The following is a 20,480-nucleotide window of genomic DNA, read 5'->3' as shown; positions in this document are numbered from 1 at the left end:
AGGACAAATGACAAAGGACAAATAACAAATGACCACAACATTGAAAGAATTTTTAGCAGCTTGCGAGACTTTGGGAACTTTGCGTTTAATTGTTACTAGCAGCGCTGCTGTATTAGAAGCACGAGGCAAAGTAGAAAAGTTATTTTATGCAGAATTGCCTAAAGGTAAATATGCGAATATGCATACTGAAGGCTTTGAGTTTCACTTGAATATGGACAAAATTACTCAGGTGAAATTTGAAACAGGTGAAGCGAAAAGGGGTAACTTTACAACCTATGCCATCCGGTTTTTAGATGATAAACAAGAACCTGGTTTAAGCCTATTTTTGCAATGGGGTAAACCGGGAGAATATGAACCAGGACAAGTGGAAGCTTGGGAAACTTTAAAAGAGAAGTATGGGGAAGTTTGGGAACCTTTACCAGCAGAAATTTAATACAGCTAAACTGATAAGGGTGGAGGAAATCGGATATCTGCACTGAACTGCTCGATATTAACGCTGCGATAAATCGGTAAAATATATTCTAAATTTTCGTGGGGACGGGCAATAATGTGATTAGAAAGTACCTCGCCACCGTCAACTCCCAGCACCGCCTTTAATCCTGCTGTCACTGCTACATTCACCTCGCCTATAACTCCTCGAATTAACACGGTAATTCGTCCCAAATCAGTGTTTTCATAACCAACAAGGGTTACACGGGCAGCTTTACACATAGCATCTCCTACTTCCACAGCAGTGGGAACGCCATAAACTTCAATCATGCCTAATGCCAATGTCATGCTATCACTATAATTCGAGATAGGGCTAATTATCTCACTACAAAGTTTTAATTTTTTACAGAAAATTACTTAATTTTTAATCGATACATAATAAACATTAAATACAAAACTGCTAATGCTTGTAATGAAGGAAATTTGGAGTTTTTGCTTGCTAGTTTTTTTCCTATTGTGGGGTGGTGAAGCTTTTGCAGGAGAGTTGTCTCAAAGGTTAGCAAATTTTCCCCAATGGGAAAAACTAACTTCAGTGCAATCGGCTTCGGGTGATTTAGTTTACCCTGAATGGATGGCTGGTACTTGGAAAGTTACAAGTACCTTAGTAGATTTAGCTGCGCCTTTAGCACCAGAGATTGTCACTCCAGGATTTGAAGGTAATCGCCGACAATTAAATCAGCCTGTGAATTTTGTAGTAAGATTTGTGAAAGAGCAACTATCTATTGCTGGGTTAAAAATATTTCCTCAGATAGGTTACAAATCCCCAATTTTAGTAGCAGATAGAGCGTTTAATAGCTTGAATTTGGCAAGGGCTTATTTAGGGGATGAAGCAGTGTTATTAGTTAAAGTAGATCCAGATTCACCTAATCGTCAAATTACGTTCTTGCGTAGCAGTCGCCAACTAGTTTCCATTGTGACTGCACGCGCCACAGAAACTACCCCTGATGGCAAGTTCATCACCACAGAAGTGTTTCAACAACTATTTAAAGGTGGTTCACGTCCCTATTTCAACTCTGTAGAATCTACTACGGCTTATCATAAACTTCCAACATCCAATCCGGCGATTGAAGCAGATCAAGTTACTGCTGTCTATCTTTCACCCCAAGATCCAGATTACTTTAAAGCGGGTTCTCAACCAGTTGCTCTCTACCGCTATCGCCTTGAATTTTTCCCTCAAGAACTACCAACTACTCCCAAAGAGTGATTTGTCATCTAGCTCTTGACTATTTTGTAACATATTTGTAGTGTATAAATTCCAAGTTTACGATCGCGCTCTTGGACGGTGTGCATCATGGCCAAATTTCAAGATATTGTCAATTACTTTCGCTCTGATTGGAAGCTGAGTGTTTTTAGTATCGCAGCATCCGGCATTTACGAAATTATTGATTTGGTTGTTCCTTATGCGATCGGGCAGATTTTAAACGTTTTGTCTGCTCAACCCTTGGATAAACCACTTCAAAGTGCGATCGCAATTATTTCAGATATTACCAATTACCCAGTTAATAAAGCTTTAACTTTTGGTGTATTACTGGGTTTAATTTTCGTTGTCACTGTAGTGAGAGCGCCAACCCAACCTTGGTTGACTGGTTGGTTTCACTGGGATATAGCTTTCAGGTCGCGTCGAGAGCAAACCGAAGCAGCCATCGCCAAAGTTCTTACTCTCCCACTAGAATTTTATGACGAAAATAACCCCGGACGCATCGCCGGAAGAGTAGCTAGAGGTGTTGAGAACCACACTTGGGCGTATCCCGAAATCGCCGGACAGTTGATTCCTAAACTGGCTCGTGTACTGGGAATATTTGTGTTTATTTTGGTGATTGAGTGGCGAATTGCGATTTTATATCTAATTTCCTTTGTAATTATTCTCAGCTTCAGCTTGAAGAATTTACAGCAATTGATTAGGTACGAAAATCGTCTGAATAAATATGCAGAGAACACCGAAAGCCGCAATTCTGAACTGATCACCAATATCAAAACAGTGAAAGCATTTGCTACAGAAGCTAGGGAACTCAAGCGGCAAAAGCAACGTTTGGATCGTGAACTAACGGTGCTTGATTATCGCATCCACAAAGGTTATACGAAACTGAGTACTTGGCAAAGAACTGTAATTCAGTTTTGTGTGTTTACAATTCTAGGTTTGACTCTAGCAGCAACAGTAAATGGGAGAATTTCTCTCGGTCACTTTGTCATGACTTTAACTCTTTCTAGCATGGCTTATGCCGAATTAGAACCTATTAGTAGCTTGGCAGAAGTTTTTGCCCGTCGTTATTCTTCTATGCTGCGGTTTCATGAATTTCTGCAAGAGCCAACTGCATCTGATTCAGCTAGTCTTTTAGAAGAGAACACCCAGACAGAATCACCTTATAAATTTACCGGAAAAGTTGAGTTGTCACACGTCAGTTTTGGATATGATGCCAACCGTCAAGTTTTGCAAGATATCAGCTTGTTGATTGAGCCATATCAAACAGTCGCATTAGTGGGGCGTTCTGGTTCTGGTAAGTCTACTTTAGTAAAATTACTGCTGCGATATTTTGAACCTCAAGCAGGTCAAATTCTGATTGATGGTCAAGATATTCGCACTTTGAATGTAGGTAAGTATAGACGAAGGCTAGCGATCGTTCACCAAGAAGTAGACGTTTTCAACGGTACTATATTGGATAACCTGACTTATGGTAGAACGAATGCCAGTTTGGAGCAGGTTCAGGAAGCCTGTAGAATTGCCAGAGTCGATGAAGTAGTGCAGCACTTACCCCAAGGTTATTACACCGTGGTGGGGGAACGAGGTGTCAGGCTATCTGGAGGACAAAGACAACGTTTGGGAATTGCGAGGGCGTTGTTAGTGGAACCAGACGTCCTGGTTTTTGACGAAGCCACCTCTAGCTTAGATTATGAGTCTGAGCGTTCAATTCAGCTAGCGATGCGATCGATTCAGGGCACTTGCACCACCATCGTTATTGCCCACCGTTTAAGCACAGTAAGGGAAGCTGATAAAATTGTCGTTCTAGAGCAAGGAAAGATTGTAGAAGTGGGTAGCCACAATGAACTCTTGCGTCACGAGGGTATTTACCGCCGCTTGCACTCCCTGCAAGAAACAGGAGAACTCCTGAGTTAGGGGATATAGACCTTTTAGATTTTAAATTTTAGATTGACCACAGGATGAATCCGCTTGATTCAATCGACTTTATTCACAATAAGGTCGATTTTTTTATAGACATATCCACAAATTAAATATGTGTTATCTAAAACCCTTTCGCGCCTATTCGGTAGTACAACTAATATTATCAAGTGGGGAATTTGCTCCTATTCCCCAAGAAAAACCTTAGCTATTAAAATTCGTTTTATGCGCTTGGATCAAGCGTGATAAGTAAAGTAAATAATCCATTGCCTACTGCTGGAATACTAATCACTAATCGAAATCTTCCAATCAGAAAAAACTAAGATTTGCTCTTATCGGCTTCTTTCTGTGCCGCCTCACTGTATTTTTTATAAAGTTGAGTACGAATCTTAGCTTCTTGATAACGGCTGTGGGTTTGTGGTACAGTACTCATTAAATCTGAGGCCCGTTGCCACTTAGCAGCGATCTCTAACCACTGAGTTGAGGTTGTGGCTGTTTTACCAGATGCAGAAGCTTGGTTGGCAATTCGCACAGATATTTGAAATGGATCGTCAGATGGCTCAGAAAAGCTATTGTTAGGAGAGCGAGATGGTGTTTGGGCTTTGCTGTGGTTAGTATTTTCTGTAGTTAAAGATTTGGAAGTTTCTGGTTGTATTAGATTTTTCAGTTTATTACCTAGCTGGGCATAAACAACCCAACTAAGCAACAACAGCGAGCATAAACCAGCTGCTGCTAATATCTTTGTTTGAGGTTTATTTTTGTATTTTTCTTTGTTAATGAGTACTAAAGGACGAGAGACTTGAGTTTTAGGATAATTTGGTTTTCCTAGTTCAGCTTGAGCTTCTGTGAAATCTTTAATTAATTGCTTTACAATATTGGGCTGAATTAATGCAATTTCCTGCGACCAAAGCAATTGATTCTCGCGATCGCTATCTATTTCTTTTAACCACAGCAATTGTTGTTCTCGAACAATCCGACTGTTGATCTTGACGCGGCGAATGTGACGCGGGGCGATAGACTCAAGAATTTGCTGGATTTGTTCTACTAGGGGAGATTGCTCTAGTTGTTCTACTCTAGCTGCCTCGCACAGAATTTGTAAGACACCATCAGAAAAAATGGCTCTAGTTCTGACACAAGACTGGGCTAGCTTTTCGTTCAATAGCTGAATAATCGCTGCAACGCTGCCTTGGTGAGCTTGCCAAGCGATATCGTTTATCCGGTCTACCACCTGAAATTTAGTGATAGCTCTTCCACCCTGACTGATTAACGTATTCATTAATTTAGGGACTCTTTTTTACTGACCTCGATCTTGTCTTCGATTTTACGAGTAAAAAGATGAGTTGCCAAATAATATCATAAATATGGAAATATGAAGCCTCCTTTTTGGTTTGGTAAAGACACTCGCTGACGCTCAGGTAATTTGTGCGCTTCCACGCCTTAAAAACGCGAAATTCTTGGGCTGAAACTGCGCTTTCAAGGTAACGCCCATGCTGACGGACGAGTTAGCTGTTTGACATAGTACACGATCGCGTCTTTTGGCGATCGCCTTTAGTCAGATTCAGGTAGGTGAATGCACTCTGTTCCCGATGTGAAGCATCGACGATGTGCGATCGCAACTTCATAAACTAAACAAAATAGTCGTATCGGCATACTTTGTGCGATCGCAACTTCATAAACTAAACAAAATAGTCGTATCGGCATACTTTTGTGAGGAATTATCGTTTTTTTTACCTTTTTGCCACAATGGCAATACTAAATAGCACAGCGATCGTTACATTAGAAGATATATAAATAAAAATCAACAATGATTTTTTTTCGTTCGCAGTTCACACAAAACCATGAGTGCAAGTACCATTATTTCCGATAATCCCTTACTCCAAGGCACTGGTTTACCTCCCTTTGGAGAGATTAAACCAGAACGAGTAGTACCAGCCTTCAATCAGTTGCTAGCAGAACTCGATCGGCAACTTGCCACCTTAGAGACTAGCGTACAGCCGACTTGGAGTGGTTTAGTAGAACCCTTAGAAAAGCTGACAGAACGGCTTACCTGGAGTTGGGGAGCGGTAAATCATTTAATGGGTGTTAAAAATAGCCCGGAACTGCGCGAAGCTCATGAAATCGTACAGCCACTAGTTGTACAATTTATCAACAAACTCGGTCAAAGCCAACCCATCTACAACGCTTTTAAGGCACTCCGTAGCAGTGATAGTTGGGCAACTTTAGAATTAGCCCAACAGCGCATTGTAGAAGCCGCCATTCGAGATGCAGAACTTTCTGGTGTTGGCTTAAAAGGTGAGACAAGAGAGCGTTTCAACGCCATTCAGATGGAGTTGGCAGAACTTTCTACTAAATTCTCTAACCATGTACTTGATGCCACGAAAACCTTTAGCTTAACCCTAACAACAAAAGCCGAAATTGACGGTTTACCACCAAGTTTGGTGAGTTTAGCCGCCCAAGCTGCACGGGCGGCTGGAGAAGAGAACGCCACACCAGAAAATGGACCTTGGCGCATTACTTTAGACTTCCCCAGTTACGGCCCTTTTATGCAGCACAGCACCCGTCGAGATTTGCGTGAAAAGCTCTACAAAGCTCATATCACCCGTGCTTCTAGTGGCGATTTAGATAATAACCCGTTAATTGTGCGTATTTTGGAGTTACGGCAAGAACTCGCAGATATACTTGGCTTTAAAAGTTTTGCCGAGTTGAGCCTTGCAAGTAAGATGGCTCCTAATGTTGAGGCAGTCGAAGCACTATTAGAAGAACTACGCCAGGCCAGTTATGATGCTGCTGTCAAAGACTTAAAAGAACTCCAAGCTTTTGCTGCATCTTATGGAGAAGAATATCAAGATTTAAAACATTGGGACATCAGTTTTTGGGCAGAACGCCAACGAGAAGCAAAATTTGCCTTTACCGCTGAAGAATTACGTCCCTACTTTCCCCTTCCCCAAGTGCTAGATGGCTTGTTTGGGCTTGTTAAACGGCTATTTGGTGTTACTGTTACTCCTGCCGATGGTCAATCCCCAGTATGGCATGAGGATGTCCGTTATTTCCAAATAGCTGATGAAACTGGTTCTCCCATCGCTTACTTCTACTTAGACCCCTATAGCCGTCCAGCAGAAAAACGCGGTGGTGCTTGGATGGATGTATGCATCAATCGTGGCAAAACTGAAAATGGTGCAACTGCCATCCGGTTGCCTGTGGCCTATTTGATATGTAACCAAACTCCTCCAGTAGATGGCAAGCCGAGTTTGATGACTTTCTATGAAGTAGAGACTTTGTTCCACGAGTTTGGTCATGGATTGCACCACATGCTCACCAAGGTTGACTATGCTGGAGCCGCAGGCATCAATAATGTGGAATGGGATGCAGTGGAACTACCCAGTCAGTTTATGGAAAACTGGTGTTATGAGCGACCCACTTTGTTTGGCATGGCTAAACATTACGAAACTGGAGAAGCCCTACCAGAGCATTATTATCAAAAGCTGCTAGCGGCGCGTAATTATATGAGTGGTACTGGTATGTTACGGCAAATTCACCTTAGCAGTATTGATTTAGAACTACACTACCGCTATCGTTCCGGTAGCAATGAAACTCCAGCAGATGTGCGTCATCGCATAGCCAAGACTACTACTGTTTTACCACCACTTCCAGAAGATTCAATTCTATGTTCTTTTGGGCACATTTTTGAGGGTGGTTATGCAGCAGGTTACTACAGTTATAAATGGGCTGAAGTGCTTAGTGCTGATGCTTTTGCCGCTTTTGAAGAAGCTGGGCTTGAAAATGAGGAAGCTATAAAAGCTACAGGTAAGCGTTATCGGGATACGGTGCTAGCACTCGGTGGTAGCAAGCATCCAATGGAGGTGTTTAAAACTTTCCGGGGTCGCGAACCAAGTACGATCGCTTTGCTCAGGCACAATGGTTTAGTAAGTGTTGCTGCAAACTAAACAACACCTATGTAGAGATGTTGTATTGCAACCTCTCTACATCAAAATTTTTGCTTAACTAAACCAGGACTTACGCACAGGTCACGGAAAATCAAACCACAGAGAACGCAGAGAACACAGAGGAATAAGAGTTAGAGAGATTTTTTGCGTAAGTCCTATAAACATTATTTTCCTAGTTTAAGGTGTTCCTGGAAGAATGGGTTCTTCGGCAACATCATCTAAGCGGATGCTGCTTAACAAATTTCGCCACTCTGCTTTCAGTGTTGGATCTTGAGGATTTTTTTCGCGCAGTTCAGCCAACGTCGTCAGTGCCTCGTACCATATCCCATTTTGGGCATAGATGGCGTAGCGCTTTAGAGGTTCTGCCGTTTCTATTTCTTTGAGTGTTGGTTGACTCAGATTAACTCGTTTTATTACCCCTTCAACAAAACTTGGAGGCGAGTTCTTTTGCTTGTCACAGTTAATGGTGAAAAACCAACGGTATTGTTTATCTACTGCCAAACCGGGAGTAGTGCTAGGCAAAGAAACACGGATGACTCCTGGCTTATCCGATAAAGCGATCGCTTTTTTGTATACCTCGTTAGCGTCTGGATCTTGCAGCACAAATTCAACTGTATATGGTGAATCTTTAGTATATGGCACATAGAAAAACCAACTTGGATGTTCTACTGTTGTTTGTCCCCAGACATTAATCACTGAGTTAGCTTCCTGAGTAAAGGGCACTAAAGCAGTCAAGTCAATTTTAGGTGTAGGACATGCAGGTTCCCCACGCTTCGCTCCACCACGAACGCGACCTCCAGGAGGTGAGCCAGCTGGAATTGGAGGTTGATTAAAGGCTCGTTTACCTCCGCCACGAAGGCGAATTTTAGGAGGGGAGCCAGATGGAATTGGAGGTTGATTAAAGGTTTTGGCTTGAGCAAGGATCGTTTTAGCATCAAAGCGATTAGGGGTTGGTTTCGCCAGTACTGGAGTCAGACTAGCTAATAAACTTGTACAGCTAAAAGCTACTACTAAAAACAGTTTTATCGCTTGTGAATTTGAATTCATAGAAACCTGACCTCATAGGATTTTAGATTTTAGATTTTAAGTAAGTTGGTGCAATAAAACCAAACTGTGTAAATAAAAGTAAATAAGGCTTAAACTCTTTCTCCCCCTGCTCCCTGCTCCCTGCTCCCTGCTCCCTGCTCCCTGCTCCCTGCCCCCTGCCCCCTGCCTTATCCCAACAATAATTATTTACGCCGACCTATTTAGATTGGGCATTGAAAAGAGGTACAGGGGCGGGGTGCAAAGGGGAGAGGGGAAAAACTTACTGCAACTTCTCCCCTGCTCCCCTGCGCCCTGCTCCCTGCACCCTTGCTTCCTCCCGATTCCCCACCCGCACTTTTATTTTTGAATTATTATAAATTGACATCAAACTCGCCATCGCTACTAGTGATAAAGCCGACGGTACGAAAGGCACCCAAGCACCCGAAATTAACAGACCAAAGCAAACTATATACAAAACGCTAGAAGTAACACCGATTACCAATGCCAACCAGGGTAAGGAAAGCCTGCGCCAAGCCAGGACTCCTCCAATTAAAGACCAGCCCCAAATCCAGGCGACCTCCGCCCACCATGACCAAGCCCGCAGCAACGGCCGCCCATCCTGAACTGCACCAAGGATCTGGCTGACCATGTGAGCTTGTACCAGTACTCCTGGCATTTGCTCATCTAAAGGAATTCCATAAGGTGTCGGCCAGGTGTCTGGAGAATCCCCCTTTGCAGTCACACCAATGAGAACAATCCGGTCTTTGATGGCGCTGGGGTTAACCGGACTAGATAAAAATTGCGTTAGCTTTACCTGTTCGGCTATTTCTTTTGAAGAACGATAGTTAAGTAAAATTTGACCGCCATTAGCATCAATATTTTGATAGCCGCCAGTGCGAGATTTCAGATTCGGAAAAATAGTTTTACCCAGCTGCAAATTTCCTTCAGGGGTGAACTTTGTTTGAATTCCTGAAGAGCGCAGATAGAGGGATGCTAGTTGTAAACTAAAGGAATATGAAGCAGAACACAATGATGTCGTCTCCTGCTTCATGAACAAAAGATGCCGACGAATAACTCCATCGCGATCGTGAATAAAGTCACTGAATCCCAGATTTCCTGGAGGGATTTCTGGTGGCGGCTTAATACCTTTGATATTTTCTGTGCTATCACTCCCCTTGCATACGCCAACCAAGTTCTGAGTTTGCTGGAGACGAGTAATTAAATCTGGCTCTTTAGCCTTAAAATCACGGTAGATATCTAAGCCGATCGCGCTGGGTTGGTACTGATTCAGTTTTGCTAAGAGTTTATTGAGAGATTTTTCAGAAATGGAAGCTCCGATCAAGGACTCGCCATTTTGTCTTTGAATTGCCAGATCGTCATCGTCAATTGTGACGATCAACACTCGGGGGTCGAGTCCTTCTGCGGGGCGCGATCGCATCATTAGGTCAAAGGCTTGAATCTCTGGATTTTCTAGCAATCCCACCAATCTCACGCCAAAAACTAAAGCTGTAACTGCCAAGCTGGATAACACAGTTCTCTTAAATCTGCGTCTGTTAGACAAAGGTAAATTTGCTTTATCTTCTTCAGATTTTGTAGACCTTAATTCATCCCAAGTCGGTGGTATCTGTGCCGGATTTTGGCAAATCACTGGTAGCCAAGTTGCACAAGGAAATCTATCCTCAAGTCCTTGCAAGCGTTCTCGCGCTTGGCGTACCGCTTGATATAAAGACTCGCCACCGGCAAAGCCTTGGAGAAAATACTTTAAAAACTCCTTCGCAACCTGATCTGGGACAGGTTCGCGCATGACAATCATTTGAGGAATTTGCAAATCAGCTAATTCTCGCGCCAATCCCAATCCATCACAGGAGTTAAATATAGCTAATTGTAAACCGTTTTCAATGGCTTTTTTGAGAGCGTACTTTAACTCGCCAATGGTAAGACTATCGGTTCTATTCAGGTAAATTCGTCCGCTTTCTCCATTTCCTTGACTGGAACTGTGTCCGGCAAAGAAGAGAATATCCCAGTTTTTTCCCCAGAGATGCTCAGTCAATTCCTTACGTTGTGGTTCTACCAAAAAGCTCACCTCTGCATTACTACACTGTTGCAGTAAAGCCCGATCGGCTTGGGTGTCAATCCCTTTACTATTGCCCACAATTGCCAAAATATTGACTAATTGATTGAGAGTGTATGGCTTGTGAATGCGATCGTAGGATGGTGAAGAAAGGCCAATTTCAGCTTTGGGATAGCGTTCTAATAAGTCCCACAGATGCCAGGGTAATAGCTGCAATTGGCTATTTTCTGTTTGCAGAATCACCCTTACTTCGTCGCTGGACGATAATCTTTCTAACCATTTTTCCCTCAAAGGGCGAAACTCCTCTGCTCGCAGCCAGGTATTAAAGCGTGCCCGCAAAATATGAGAAGCGTTTTCGCAGTCTTGAACCATCGATACATTCGTCACCTGCATTTGGTCAGCATGGAGACGATAACGATTGCCTATCTGCCGATAACTAGACTGCCAATGACTATAATATAGCGGCATTTCCGGGAATGAAGGTAGCCTCCCGCTGATTTCTGTGGCAGCACGCTCGTGTTCTTCACCAATTTGGAGGGTGACAGCAAACCCCTGCTCAAAACTACCCTCTCCGAATTTGATCGCCACTAATTTACTCATAACCGTCGCTATCTCCCTGTACAAGATCGTGCCCTGTTCTAATGTCCGATCGCAAGTCCCACATGCGTCTACAGATTTTTTTCAAAATCCCTAAAAGCTGGCTTGGATTTTTAATTTTTAATTTTTAGTTAATGAGTTATCACTTAATAAATTACCGACAAAGAGGGAAGATAGCTACATATTTCAAATTCGGAAATATTCGGTGATACTGGTATTATCCAAGGCTACCCTAACACTAAATTGCTCTGTGGGTTCACCACGAAACTGCAACTGAATGTAGTTGTCTGATTTTCTAGATTGAGCATCGAGAAATATTGCTCCTGAACTATCTATAACAGTGAGATGAACTCCTGGTGGCAAGTAGATTTGATTTCCAGTGGCGTGCAATTGGAGGTGAATACTAGTTTGTCGATCCTTTTCGGGACTAATTTCCACAATCAACATCACAGGTTGGTTGTGGATTTGGATACCTAAATCAATTACTTTTGCCCGTTTAGTAATTGATTCTGGTTGTTTGAGGGCATCTAATTCCAAAGTTTCAATACCACGAAAGGCATAAGTTGCCCTGAGTTCCGGTACGTTCCACAGCGATTCAATAGTCTGCCAGCCAGTCTCAAATATACCAGCAAACCACTGATTCAAATTCACTAATGAATTAACTGGGGATTGGCGCAGTTGCCAGATGTGGTCAATAAACGCTTCCAATGGTTGCAGTTGCCCTAAAGGAACTGTTTCAGTTGCCACACTAGGGATAAAACCAAGCAGCCTTGCTTCTTCGAGCGATTCATCAAATTGAACTATTAAATAACCCACCCGTTCTTCCCAAGTTTCTGGAGGAATAGAACATATCTGCTGATGCAAATGCACGGGGCGACACTCCAGACGGCCAATTGAGGGCACTTCTAAATCAGCTACATCCCCACAAAGGCGCACGATCGGGTTCCAACTGTCACTAGCTTGAAGATCGGTAGGAATATCCATCATCTGCAAGTAGTCATTCACCACCCATACAGCTAAAGTATTCAGCCGAACTTGCTCTGCTTTTTCAGGATTTGGCTGCTGGTTAGCAAATTGCTGGGCAGTTATGCGAGCTGTTTGGGAAATCGGCAATGTTAAAGCGAAATCGTCTAGCTGATAGGTGGAGTTATTCATAAGTCAATTTCTAGGGTTCAATGCTGCTATGTATATATCACCCGAATGCAATAAATTTATGCCACAAAATTGAATACTGTAAAAAGAAAATTGGGACTGGCGATTAGGTAAAAATATCCCCTAAAATTAAAAGATTGTATATTAAGATGATATAGGAAATAAAGGTTTTGAGTATTTATTCTTTTATCAAAATAGCTTCAAGCTGCTAAAAGCGGCTTATCAACTAGCAGATAGGTTGCAAAATTTTGAGCGTACAATTTGAGCGATCGATTACGAAGATTAGCTCCTCAAATCACAACCAATTACCAATCAATACATAGGCAGACCAAAAGCTTGGTGCTCTGTAGTTGGGATGTTTCAGCAGCTGTAGCTGGGCACGATGGACTGCTTCGGCTTTGGTAATTTTGCCACTTTTGAGTTCTCGATAGAAGGCACTAACAAACATCGCTGTTGATTCATCATCAATCTGCCACAGGGAAGCTATAGTACTACGTGCCCCAGCTCGGACAGCTGCTCCTGCTAGACCGAGTGCTGCACGGTTGTCTCCTGTTGCTGTCTGGCAAGCACTCAAAACTAATAATTCTACTACGGTTTTACCCTGACTGCGGAAGAGAGTATCAAAATCTTTGACATTGATCTGACCATCGAAATCTAAAATAAAAGTTTCTTCAATGCGGGAACTAAACTGACCGTGGGTTGCCAAATGCACTATGTTGAATGAAGCAGCACCAATTTCACTTTCCAAATTCTTTTTCTTAAAATCTCCATCAAGTAGGCTGGTTGTCGAAACTCCTGCTTTAGCAATACCGTCAAATTCAGATTTGATCGCCAGCAATGGTGCAAACTTGGGAAATCCTGGCGGCGGCTGAGTCAGTCCTGCGGTTAGCGCTCTAAGCTGCTGTTTTACCAGCGGTTTCGGGTCGAGGAGTTGTAGACCGACGCTCAGGGCGATCGCATATTTCTCTACCAAGTATTGTTTACCATCGTAGAGAGCTGCCATTGGTAAATTGCGTAATGGGACATCTAGGACGAAGACTAAGGTATCGACGCCACTTTTTTGCAGTTGTAATTCAATGGGTTTAAGCAGCCAGTTGTAAACTTCTTGCGATTGGGTTTGGACGATCTTAGTAGCAGTTGGATCGACAAGATTTCTTCGCAGTTCTATTAAGAGTTTCTCTACTTCTTTTTGGGAAATCTTGGTACTGTAGCTTTGCAGAGGTTGTTTAGGAATTTTGACAATTACCTGGAGTTCGTCACGAAGAATAATTGGATAAAGGATGGCAGCCTTGGAATTATCTTTGTCTACTACTCGATCTAGGGCTACTTTCTGACCTTGCAGACAAGCTTCCTGAAAGAAGTCGTCTAATTCTGCTAGTTGGAGTGCTTCAATCCGCTGGCGTGCTTTCTCCAATATTTTTTCATTTGGTTTTCCTTTTTGAGATTGCAGCAGTAACTCTACTGACTGGCGGTAGACGGGTTCTACACTGTCGCGAAAGTCAAATTGTACATCTTGGTTGACTACATCTTTATTGACTACTAAATCTTTGCGGAGAGACTCAAGAGTGTCTACAGCAGCATCATAAGCGGCGATCGCACCATTAATATCTTTTTTTGCCCAGAGCAATCTACCTAACTGCCATTCCAAGCTATAGGTAATTTCTGGTGCATTGCTACTCTGTGCCAAAGCTAATCCTTGCCTGGTCAGGTTTTGCGCTTCTGACCACTGTCTGGTTTCTTCGTACAAGCCGCCTAAACTCTTGAGAGCATAAGCCTCTGCCCGCTTGTCTTCTAAACTGCGGGATTGCTGGATGGCACTAGCGAGTAATTTTGCTGAGTCTTTTGTACTTAATTTTGAGTCAAAACTCTGATTGGATGCTTGCAATATCCCACTCTTGACTTTTACCAAACTTTCTGAAAAGTTAACCTGAGCGTAAATACTCGCACGGCTGAGGGGGAGTTGGTTGAGTTGAGACTCAATTGATGGCAAAAAAGTTTGAACCTTTGCCCATTCTTTATCTTTAATCAGTAGTCCCAGGTGATTGAGTTGTGCTTGAACTTTTGTTAGAGGTGAGGGAGATACTGCGACTGTTTGTTGATAATAGGCGATCGCCTGTTCCTTTTGGTTTTGTTTACGGGCATTATTCCCCAAGCTGAACAGACTAGCCCCAATATCAGCCCTTGATTCTAGATTTTGAGCAATTATCAGACTTTCTTCTAATGCTTGGCGTGACTTTTTCAAATCGCCCAATACCAAAAGAGTATCACCAAGCGATCGCAAACTCACTGTCTTTTCTATAGAATCGGGTTGAGATTTTAGCGTCTGACTTATTCGATCGAGTGTTTTGATCGCCCGTGGGTAAAATCCTTGGGTGCGCCACGCTTGTGCTTGATTGATTAGCGATCGCACCACGCCACTTTGATTATCTGCTTGTTTGTAAATTTCTTCTGTCCGCTGCCAAGTTGTCAAAGCCGCCTCAGAGTGTCCCATTGCCAATTGCAGACGACCTTGAATATCTAGTGATTGGGCAAATATTTGCAGATTTTGGTTTTTACCTTGTCCTTGGAGTAAATTTAAGCTTTCTGTAATTGCCTGCTGCGCCTGACTCCATGCACCGAGTTGCTGGTAAGCTAGGGAAAGATTACTCAGTGTCACTGCTAGTGTCAAGTTCTCCCCTTGCTGCTTATATATTTGGACAGCCTGTTGTAACACTTCTACAGCTTTGGCAAAGTTGCCATTACTGTATAAAATTTTGCCCTGCTGTAGGAGTGAGGCGGCATCAGTGGGCACAGCGAGCGATGTCAGACTGTTTATTGGCAGTTGGGATAAAGAATTGATTGAGCTAGGAACTTTTGCTAGCACTGGTGAACCGACAATGCATAGCAAAGCGACCAAGAAGTACAAAGGCAAACGTAAAAAGCGAGCTAGTGGGGTGAGAGAGCGCGTCCTTGCCGTTTCCCGACCCCTGTTTTTAAACTTTAGAGAATTCGCACCAAAAATCCTAGTTGTTTTAGCCATAAGCATGACGAGAGGAAGGTGATAACCAGAAACACATAGGATTAACTATTAGGCTAACAGGGTAATGTTACCATTCCCATCCCTCACCAATGTTTGAGTTTCCACAATCTTCTTATTTGTTGCGATCGCAGTGAAACTTGATTAGCAAAGTATAGTTAAAAGGTGATCGTAAACCTTAAACAAAAACCCACCGAAATAGTGCTGAGTAAAAAGTAAAATTAACTAGGCTTAGGCATAAAATTAATTCCGAGGAATGAATACCTTGGCTGAAAGTGAGAAGATTCATCAGTACTACTTCTGACTCAGTATTGGCTCAACCCTAACTATCCCCTTAGCTCGACTTTATCCATTTTTCCCTACGGGTCATCACAAATGTAGGCGATCGCTAAAAGATATGGGTTTTGCTGCACTTGAACTTTTGGCAGCAGTTAGCCAAGCTGTTATGCCAGTACATATATAGGACTTACGCACAAGTTACGGAATAACGAACCGCAGAGGCACAGAGAAGCCAGTGCGTTGGGCGGGTTCCCCGACTTGTAGCAACTGGCGCGGCACGGAGAAATCAGAGTTTGAGAGATATTTTGCGTAAGTCCTAATATAATTACTCGGTTGCGTTTGGACGCAGCTTTATATGAACCTGCACCGGAAAGAACCTCTCATATTAAGTCCGGTTAATCACTTATGATTACCGCATCTGTGCAAAAATCCCAAAAGCCTCTTTCCCCCTGCCCCCTGCCCCCTGCTCCCTGCTCCCTGCCCCCTGCCCCCTGCCCCCTGCGCTCTTAATGATAAGTCTTTCACCGGACACGATATTATTTGAATCCCTTCGATTTACGAAACTCCTGGACAACATCTTTAACATCACGTAATTCTCCCTCAACTAAATAGTTTAAATGTCGCATTTCATCTGCTGAAATCTTTCCAGCAAGTGATGCGATCGCTGTTCTTACTTCAGGATATTTTTTTAAAATTTCTTGCCGAACAATTGGCGCAGCCTCGTAAGGAGGAAAATATTTTTTATCATCCTTTAGTACCACTACATCCAAGCGGTAAATCTGCCCATCTGTGGAACTACCCGCCACCATATCTACTTGTTTTTGAATCAGAGCACGATACACTAAACCCAAGTCCATAATTTGGGGAGGTTTGGCAAAAAGCAACCCGTAGGTTTTAGCTAATCCAGGAAAACCATCTTCCCTTTCCAAAAATTCATAGCCAAAACCGCCGCGCCACTGAGGTGTATATTGAGAAGCTTGGGAGAGAGTTTGAATATTGTTACGTTTGGCATCTTCACCCCGAATAATCATTGCAAAAGTGTTTTCAAAACCCAAGCTTGGCATCACTTCCAAATTAAATTGCTGGGCATAAAGTTGTTTTAACTTCTGATAAACTTCTTTAGGATCGTTAATTGCTTTTTGCTTTAAAATCCCAGTAAAAGATGTGCCTGTGTACTCAATATATGCATCAATTTTCCCAGAAGTAATAGCACTATGACAAACAAAAGAACCACCCAAACGGAAACGGCGATCCACTTTTAAATTAGTTGTTGCCTCAATTTGCTGTGCTAATAGTTCACCTAAAATATCTTGTTCAGTAAAATCTTTGGAAGCAATAATAATATTACCACCGCTACTACTATTTAAATTTGGCGTGCAGCCAATGATTACCAATAACAAGGCAAAACTTAAAAAGCAAAGTCTGAAAAATCTTTTCATTAATTTTTAATTTTTAATTTATTTTCCATCCAGCCAATTGCAAAGTCAGCCAGTAATGCAATTACCGCCGCCGGAACTGCACCAGCCAAAATTAACTGATCGTTCACTACTGATATGCCGCGAAAAATAAATACTCCCAAACCACCAGCCCCAATCGCTGCGGCAATGGTTGCAATACCTATAGCAATTACTGTTGCTACTCGCACACCTGCCAAAATTACTCCCATTGCCAAGGGAATCTCAACTTGTAATAATAATTGTCTATCTGTCATCCCCATGCCTCTCCCAGCTTCTCTAATCGCTGGATCGACGCTAGTAATACCTGTGTAAGTATTACGAATTATCGGCAGCAAGGAATATACAGTCAGGGCAACAATTGCTGGTACTGCACCAATTCCGCCAATTATGGGAACAGGAATGAGTAAGCCAAACAGGGCCAAACTAGGAATAGTTTGCAGAATATTCGCTATGCCGAGAATTGGTTGGCGGAGATAGGTTTTACGTGTAATTAAAATACCTAATGGAATGCCTACAAGTATGGCGATTCCAATGGCAATGCCTACTAAAAATAGGTGTTCTAGAGTATGCTGAAGAATTTCTGGGGCATACTTAACCAGGAAGAAATTTTTCATAAAGTATCTTGCAGGGAACGCAGACATTGGAGAAAGGCGAGGCTTTCTGGATGTTGCGATCGCATAAATTCATCTCTCGTCCCCAATACTACCAATTCTCCACCATACATTAAACCAATTCTCGATGCCAACACAAAGGCTTCTTGAATATCGTGGGTGACAAACACAACAGTTTTGCCTAACTCCTGCTGCAAATGCCGAAACTCTTGTTGCAGTTCTAGCCGCGTAATTGGATCGAGTGCGCCAAAGGGTTCATCCATCAACAATACTGGCGGATCTGCTGCTAAAGCCCTGGCGACACCAACTCTTTGCCTTTGTCCTCCCGAAAGTTCGTGCGGGTAACGTCCGGCGAACTGTGCTGGTTCTAAGCCTACCAATTGCAACAGTTCATAAACCCGCGTTTTAATTTGTTTGGGTTGCCAACCTTCTAAAGATGGGACTAAACCGACATTGCGTTCGACAGTGAAATGGGGAAATAAACCAATTTCTTGAATTACGTAACCAATTTTTCGCCGCAGTTTAATTTCATCCCATTGAGTTGTGGCAATACTATCAAATAAAACTTCGCCTTGTGTAGGTGTAAATAGGCGATTAATTAACTTCATTGTCGTGGTTTTGCCGCTACCACTGCGCCCAAGTAATACCAGTGCTTCTCCTTGGCGAATGGTGAAATTGAGATTTGACACCAATGGGCGATGGTTGCGGCTAAAAGTGACATCACGGAATTCAACGGCGGTTTGGTTATTTTGCGACATGAGTGGCTTTTGATATAGGCATATATCACATTATTTGTTGATTTTGCTATTATGCTAACGCCCGCGTTGACCTATTCAGATTTTGTGGATACTGCTAAAAATTGCCTTAAGGCTTTACAGTAAGGAAAAGATCAGAAAGTACGGACAGTAGAAAGCAATAGGTACAACAGTTGCTAATAACTATATTATGAACTTGTTTGAAAGTATAACAATTGAAGGATATCGTCGCTTGTATAATGTACAAGTCGATATGCATGAGCGACCCCTGACGGTGATGATTGGTGCTAATGGTGTAGGTAAAACCTCTCTGTTAGAAATTTTTTCACTTTTAGCAGCATCAGCAAATGCTCAACTAGGAACCAAAATTTCCGAATTGGGTGGACTGGGTGATATTATGACGCGCGATCAGGCTAAAAGTATAACAATTTCTTTGTCCATGAGTGTGCCTGGTTATGCACCGCTCGACTACTCGCTAGAAGTCGCTCCTAAAGGGTTAGCATATGAAATTGCTCTAGAAACACTTACTCAACAAAATGATCGTCATGCATCGGAACCCTTTAAACACATTGACTCTCGTGGTTTAGATGTTAAATATTTTAATACAGAAGATCAAAAGTTATTACGCCCAAATTGGGATCATAATCCCTTAGAAACTTCTCTTGCTCAAGTTCCCAAAATGTACCAAGAGCCAGAGAATCTGCGAAAGGTAAAAAACGCAGTTATAGTAAAACTCGCGATGCAGCCAAGATTTTAAAAAACAATAATTTAATGGATGCAGTCAATCTGTGTCCTGAATTAAAGGAATTGTTGAATACTATTCTGTCTCTTTGTGAGATTGATTTGATTCCATGACTGAACTGCCTCAATTAAACGGCGTTTCGGTTCAGCAGAACTCGCAATTTTGTCTCATAAAATTTTCAGGTTATATCGGGAATTTTTCGGTATCTAATCAGTAATCTAAGAAGGCAAAAGTTAAACCACTCACGTTAAATTAGTCTGAGTGGCGATTTTCTCCAAAGTAGGGAGTACCTAAAGCTTTCGGGGGTGTAGATTTCCCTAATTTACCCACTAATGCTAATAAAGCGATCGCATAAGGTAACATTACTAAAAATTGGTAAGGGATATTTGCCCCTAATGCCTGAATTCGCAGTTGTAAAGCTTCTGTAGCCCCAAACAGCAAACAAGCCAAAGCAGTACCTACAGGATGCCATCTGCCAAAAATTAATGCTGCGATCGCAATAAATCCTTTACCAGCACTCATCCCTTCGGCAAAAAATCTTACCTGTACCAATGTTAAATAAGCGCCTCCTAAACTCGCAAGAGTGCCACTAATCACCACAGCGATATAACGGACAAATGGTACGGAAATTCCAGCCGTGTCAGCAGCTTTCGGAGATTCTCCCACTGCCCGCAATGTCAGTCCAAAGCTAGTTTTAAATAAAATATATGTAGTTAAAATCACTAAGATAAATAATAAATATACTAAAATATCTGACTGAAATAGTAGCGGTCCAATCAGGGGAATATTGGCTAAACCAGGAATCATAATTGCCCCGATTCCAGGTAACTGCTGTGTACTACTGCCCCTAAACACTAACCGGGCCAAAAACGATGTTAATCCAGCTGCGACAAGATTAATTGCTAGCCCAGATACTAATTGATCCACACGCAAAGTTATACATAAAATAGCATGGAGTAGTCCAACTAATCCCCCAGCAATTAAAGATACAAGGATACCAAGCCAGGGACTACCAGTGTAGAAAGTAGCCGCAGCACTAGTAAAAGCACCAGTAAGCAACATTCCTTCTAAGGCGATATTTAACACCCCCGATCGTTCCGAGTATAATCCTCCAAGGGCTGCAAATGCCAAGGGGACGGCTAGACGCAAAGTAGCTACTAAGTAATCAGAGAAGAAGTTGAGATTATTCATAGAGTTATTTTTAAACGCAGAGGAACGCATGAGGG

The 20,480-nt window shown here is 42.4% G+C and carries 16 protein-coding genes; 5 read left to right on the top strand and 11 right to left on the bottom strand.

Annotated elements, in window-relative coordinates; genetic code table 11:
• The first annotated feature begins 28 nt into the window (after positions 1-28).
• Positions 29-433 carry a ChuX/HutX family heme-like substrate-binding protein gene (locus V7K41_RS31890; protein WP_334854503.1) on the top strand — a complete coding sequence of 135 codons (405 nt, stop codon included), beginning with the start codon at positions 29-31 and terminating at the stop codon, positions 431-433.
• A gap of 5 nt (positions 434-438) precedes the next feature.
• Here the strand turns inward: V7K41_RS31890 and V7K41_RS31885 are convergent, their stop codons facing one another.
• Positions 439-777 carry a carbon dioxide-concentrating mechanism protein CcmK gene (locus tag V7K41_RS31885; RefSeq protein ID WP_334854502.1) on the bottom strand — a complete coding sequence of 113 codons (339 nt, stop codon included), beginning with the start codon at positions 775-777 and terminating at the stop codon, positions 439-441.
• Positions 778-892: 115 nt separating this feature from the next.
• Here V7K41_RS31885 and V7K41_RS31880 point away from each other — a divergent pair, with 115 nt between their 5' ends.
• Positions 893-1,693, top strand: coding sequence for a DUF6816 family protein (locus V7K41_RS31880; protein ID WP_334854501.1), 801 nt, complete (start codon positions 893-895; stop codon positions 1,691-1,693).
• 87 nt (positions 1,694-1,780) lie between these two features.
• The gene (locus V7K41_RS31875) at positions 1,781-3,601 is read left to right on the top strand and encodes an ABC transporter ATP-binding protein (RefSeq protein WP_334854500.1); all 1,821 of its coding nucleotides are present in this window, start codon (positions 1,781-1,783) and stop codon (positions 3,599-3,601) included.
• A 322-nt stretch (positions 3,602-3,923) separates the two neighbouring features.
• Here V7K41_RS31875 and V7K41_RS31870 read toward each other — a convergent pair whose 3' ends face one another.
• Both V7K41_RS31870 and V7K41_RS31865 read right to left on the bottom strand, forming a co-directional pair.
• The gene (locus V7K41_RS31870; RefSeq protein WP_334854499.1) at positions 3,924-4,880 is read right to left on the bottom strand and encodes a hypothetical protein; all 957 of its coding nucleotides are present in this window, start codon (positions 4,878-4,880) and stop codon (positions 3,924-3,926) included.
• Positions 4,881-5,152: 272 nt separating this feature from the next.
• Positions 5,153-5,305, bottom strand: a complete 153-nt coding sequence (locus V7K41_RS31865) for a hypothetical protein (protein ID WP_334854498.1) — start codon at positions 5,303-5,305, stop codon at positions 5,153-5,155.
• 137 nt (positions 5,306-5,442) lie between these two features.
• On the opposite strand from V7K41_RS31865, the gene V7K41_RS31860 reads away from it, so the two are divergent.
• Positions 5,443-7,548 (top strand): M3 family metallopeptidase, encoded by a 2,106-nt coding sequence (locus tag V7K41_RS31860; RefSeq protein WP_334854497.1) that lies wholly within the window; start codon positions 5,443-5,445, stop codon positions 7,546-7,548.
• Between the two features lie 177 nt (positions 7,549-7,725).
• Here the strand turns inward: V7K41_RS31860 and V7K41_RS31855 are convergent, their stop codons facing one another.
• The 7 genes from V7K41_RS31855 to V7K41_RS31825 form a co-directional block, all read right to left on the bottom strand.
• Entirely contained in the window at positions 7,726-8,595 is an 870-nt protein-coding gene (locus tag V7K41_RS31855; protein WP_334854496.1) for a DUF928 domain-containing protein, read from the bottom strand.
• Positions 8,596-8,854: 259 nt separating this feature from the next.
• Positions 8,855-11,245: a CHASE2 domain-containing protein gene (locus V7K41_RS31850; RefSeq protein ID WP_334854495.1), complete on the bottom strand. Its 2,391-nt coding sequence runs from the start codon at positions 11,243-11,245 to the stop codon at positions 8,855-8,857.
• 183 nt (positions 11,246-11,428) lie between these two features.
• The gene (locus tag V7K41_RS31845; RefSeq protein WP_334854494.1) at positions 11,429-12,397 is read right to left on the bottom strand and encodes a DUF1822 family protein; all 969 of its coding nucleotides are present in this window, start codon (positions 12,395-12,397) and stop codon (positions 11,429-11,431) included.
• Positions 12,398-12,689: 292 nt separating this feature from the next.
• Positions 12,690-15,413, bottom strand: coding sequence for a CHAT domain-containing protein (locus V7K41_RS31840; protein ID WP_442943322.1), 2,724 nt, complete (start codon positions 15,411-15,413; stop codon positions 12,690-12,692).
• Between the two features lie 812 nt (positions 15,414-16,225).
• The gene (locus V7K41_RS31835; RefSeq protein ID WP_334854492.1) at positions 16,226-17,128 is read right to left on the bottom strand and encodes a glycine betaine ABC transporter substrate-binding protein; all 903 of its coding nucleotides are present in this window, start codon (positions 17,126-17,128) and stop codon (positions 16,226-16,228) included.
• Entirely contained in the window at positions 17,128-17,760 is a 633-nt protein-coding gene (locus V7K41_RS31830) for an ABC transporter permease (RefSeq protein WP_334823312.1), read from the bottom strand. The genes V7K41_RS31835 and V7K41_RS31830 overlap by 1 nt, the downstream gene beginning before the upstream one ends.
• Positions 17,757-18,515, bottom strand: coding sequence for an ATP-binding cassette domain-containing protein (locus tag V7K41_RS31825; RefSeq protein WP_334854491.1), 759 nt, complete (start codon positions 18,513-18,515; stop codon positions 17,757-17,759). Before V7K41_RS31825 ends, V7K41_RS31830 begins: the two co-directional genes overlap by 4 nt.
• 187 nt (positions 18,516-18,702) lie before the next feature.
• Between V7K41_RS31825 and V7K41_RS31820 the strand changes: the two genes are divergently transcribed.
• Positions 18,703-19,269 carry an AAA family ATPase gene (locus V7K41_RS31820; protein WP_334854490.1) on the top strand — a complete coding sequence of 189 codons (567 nt, stop codon included), beginning with the start codon at positions 18,703-18,705 and terminating at the stop codon, positions 19,267-19,269.
• 237 nt (positions 19,270-19,506) lie between these two features.
• Here the strand turns inward: V7K41_RS31820 and V7K41_RS31815 are convergent, their stop codons facing one another.
• Entirely contained in the window at positions 19,507-20,445 is a 939-nt protein-coding gene (locus V7K41_RS31815) for an ABC transporter permease (RefSeq protein ID WP_334854489.1), read from the bottom strand.
• Between the last annotated feature and the right edge of the window lie 35 nt (positions 20,446-20,480).

This window comes from Nostoc sp. (assembly GCF_036917415.1).
Taxonomy (GTDB): domain Bacteria; phylum Cyanobacteriota; class Cyanobacteriia; order Cyanobacteriales; family Nostocaceae; genus Nostoc.
The sequence above is the reverse complement of the archived record's forward strand: the minus strand, read 5'-3'. Positions and strand labels throughout refer to the sequence as shown.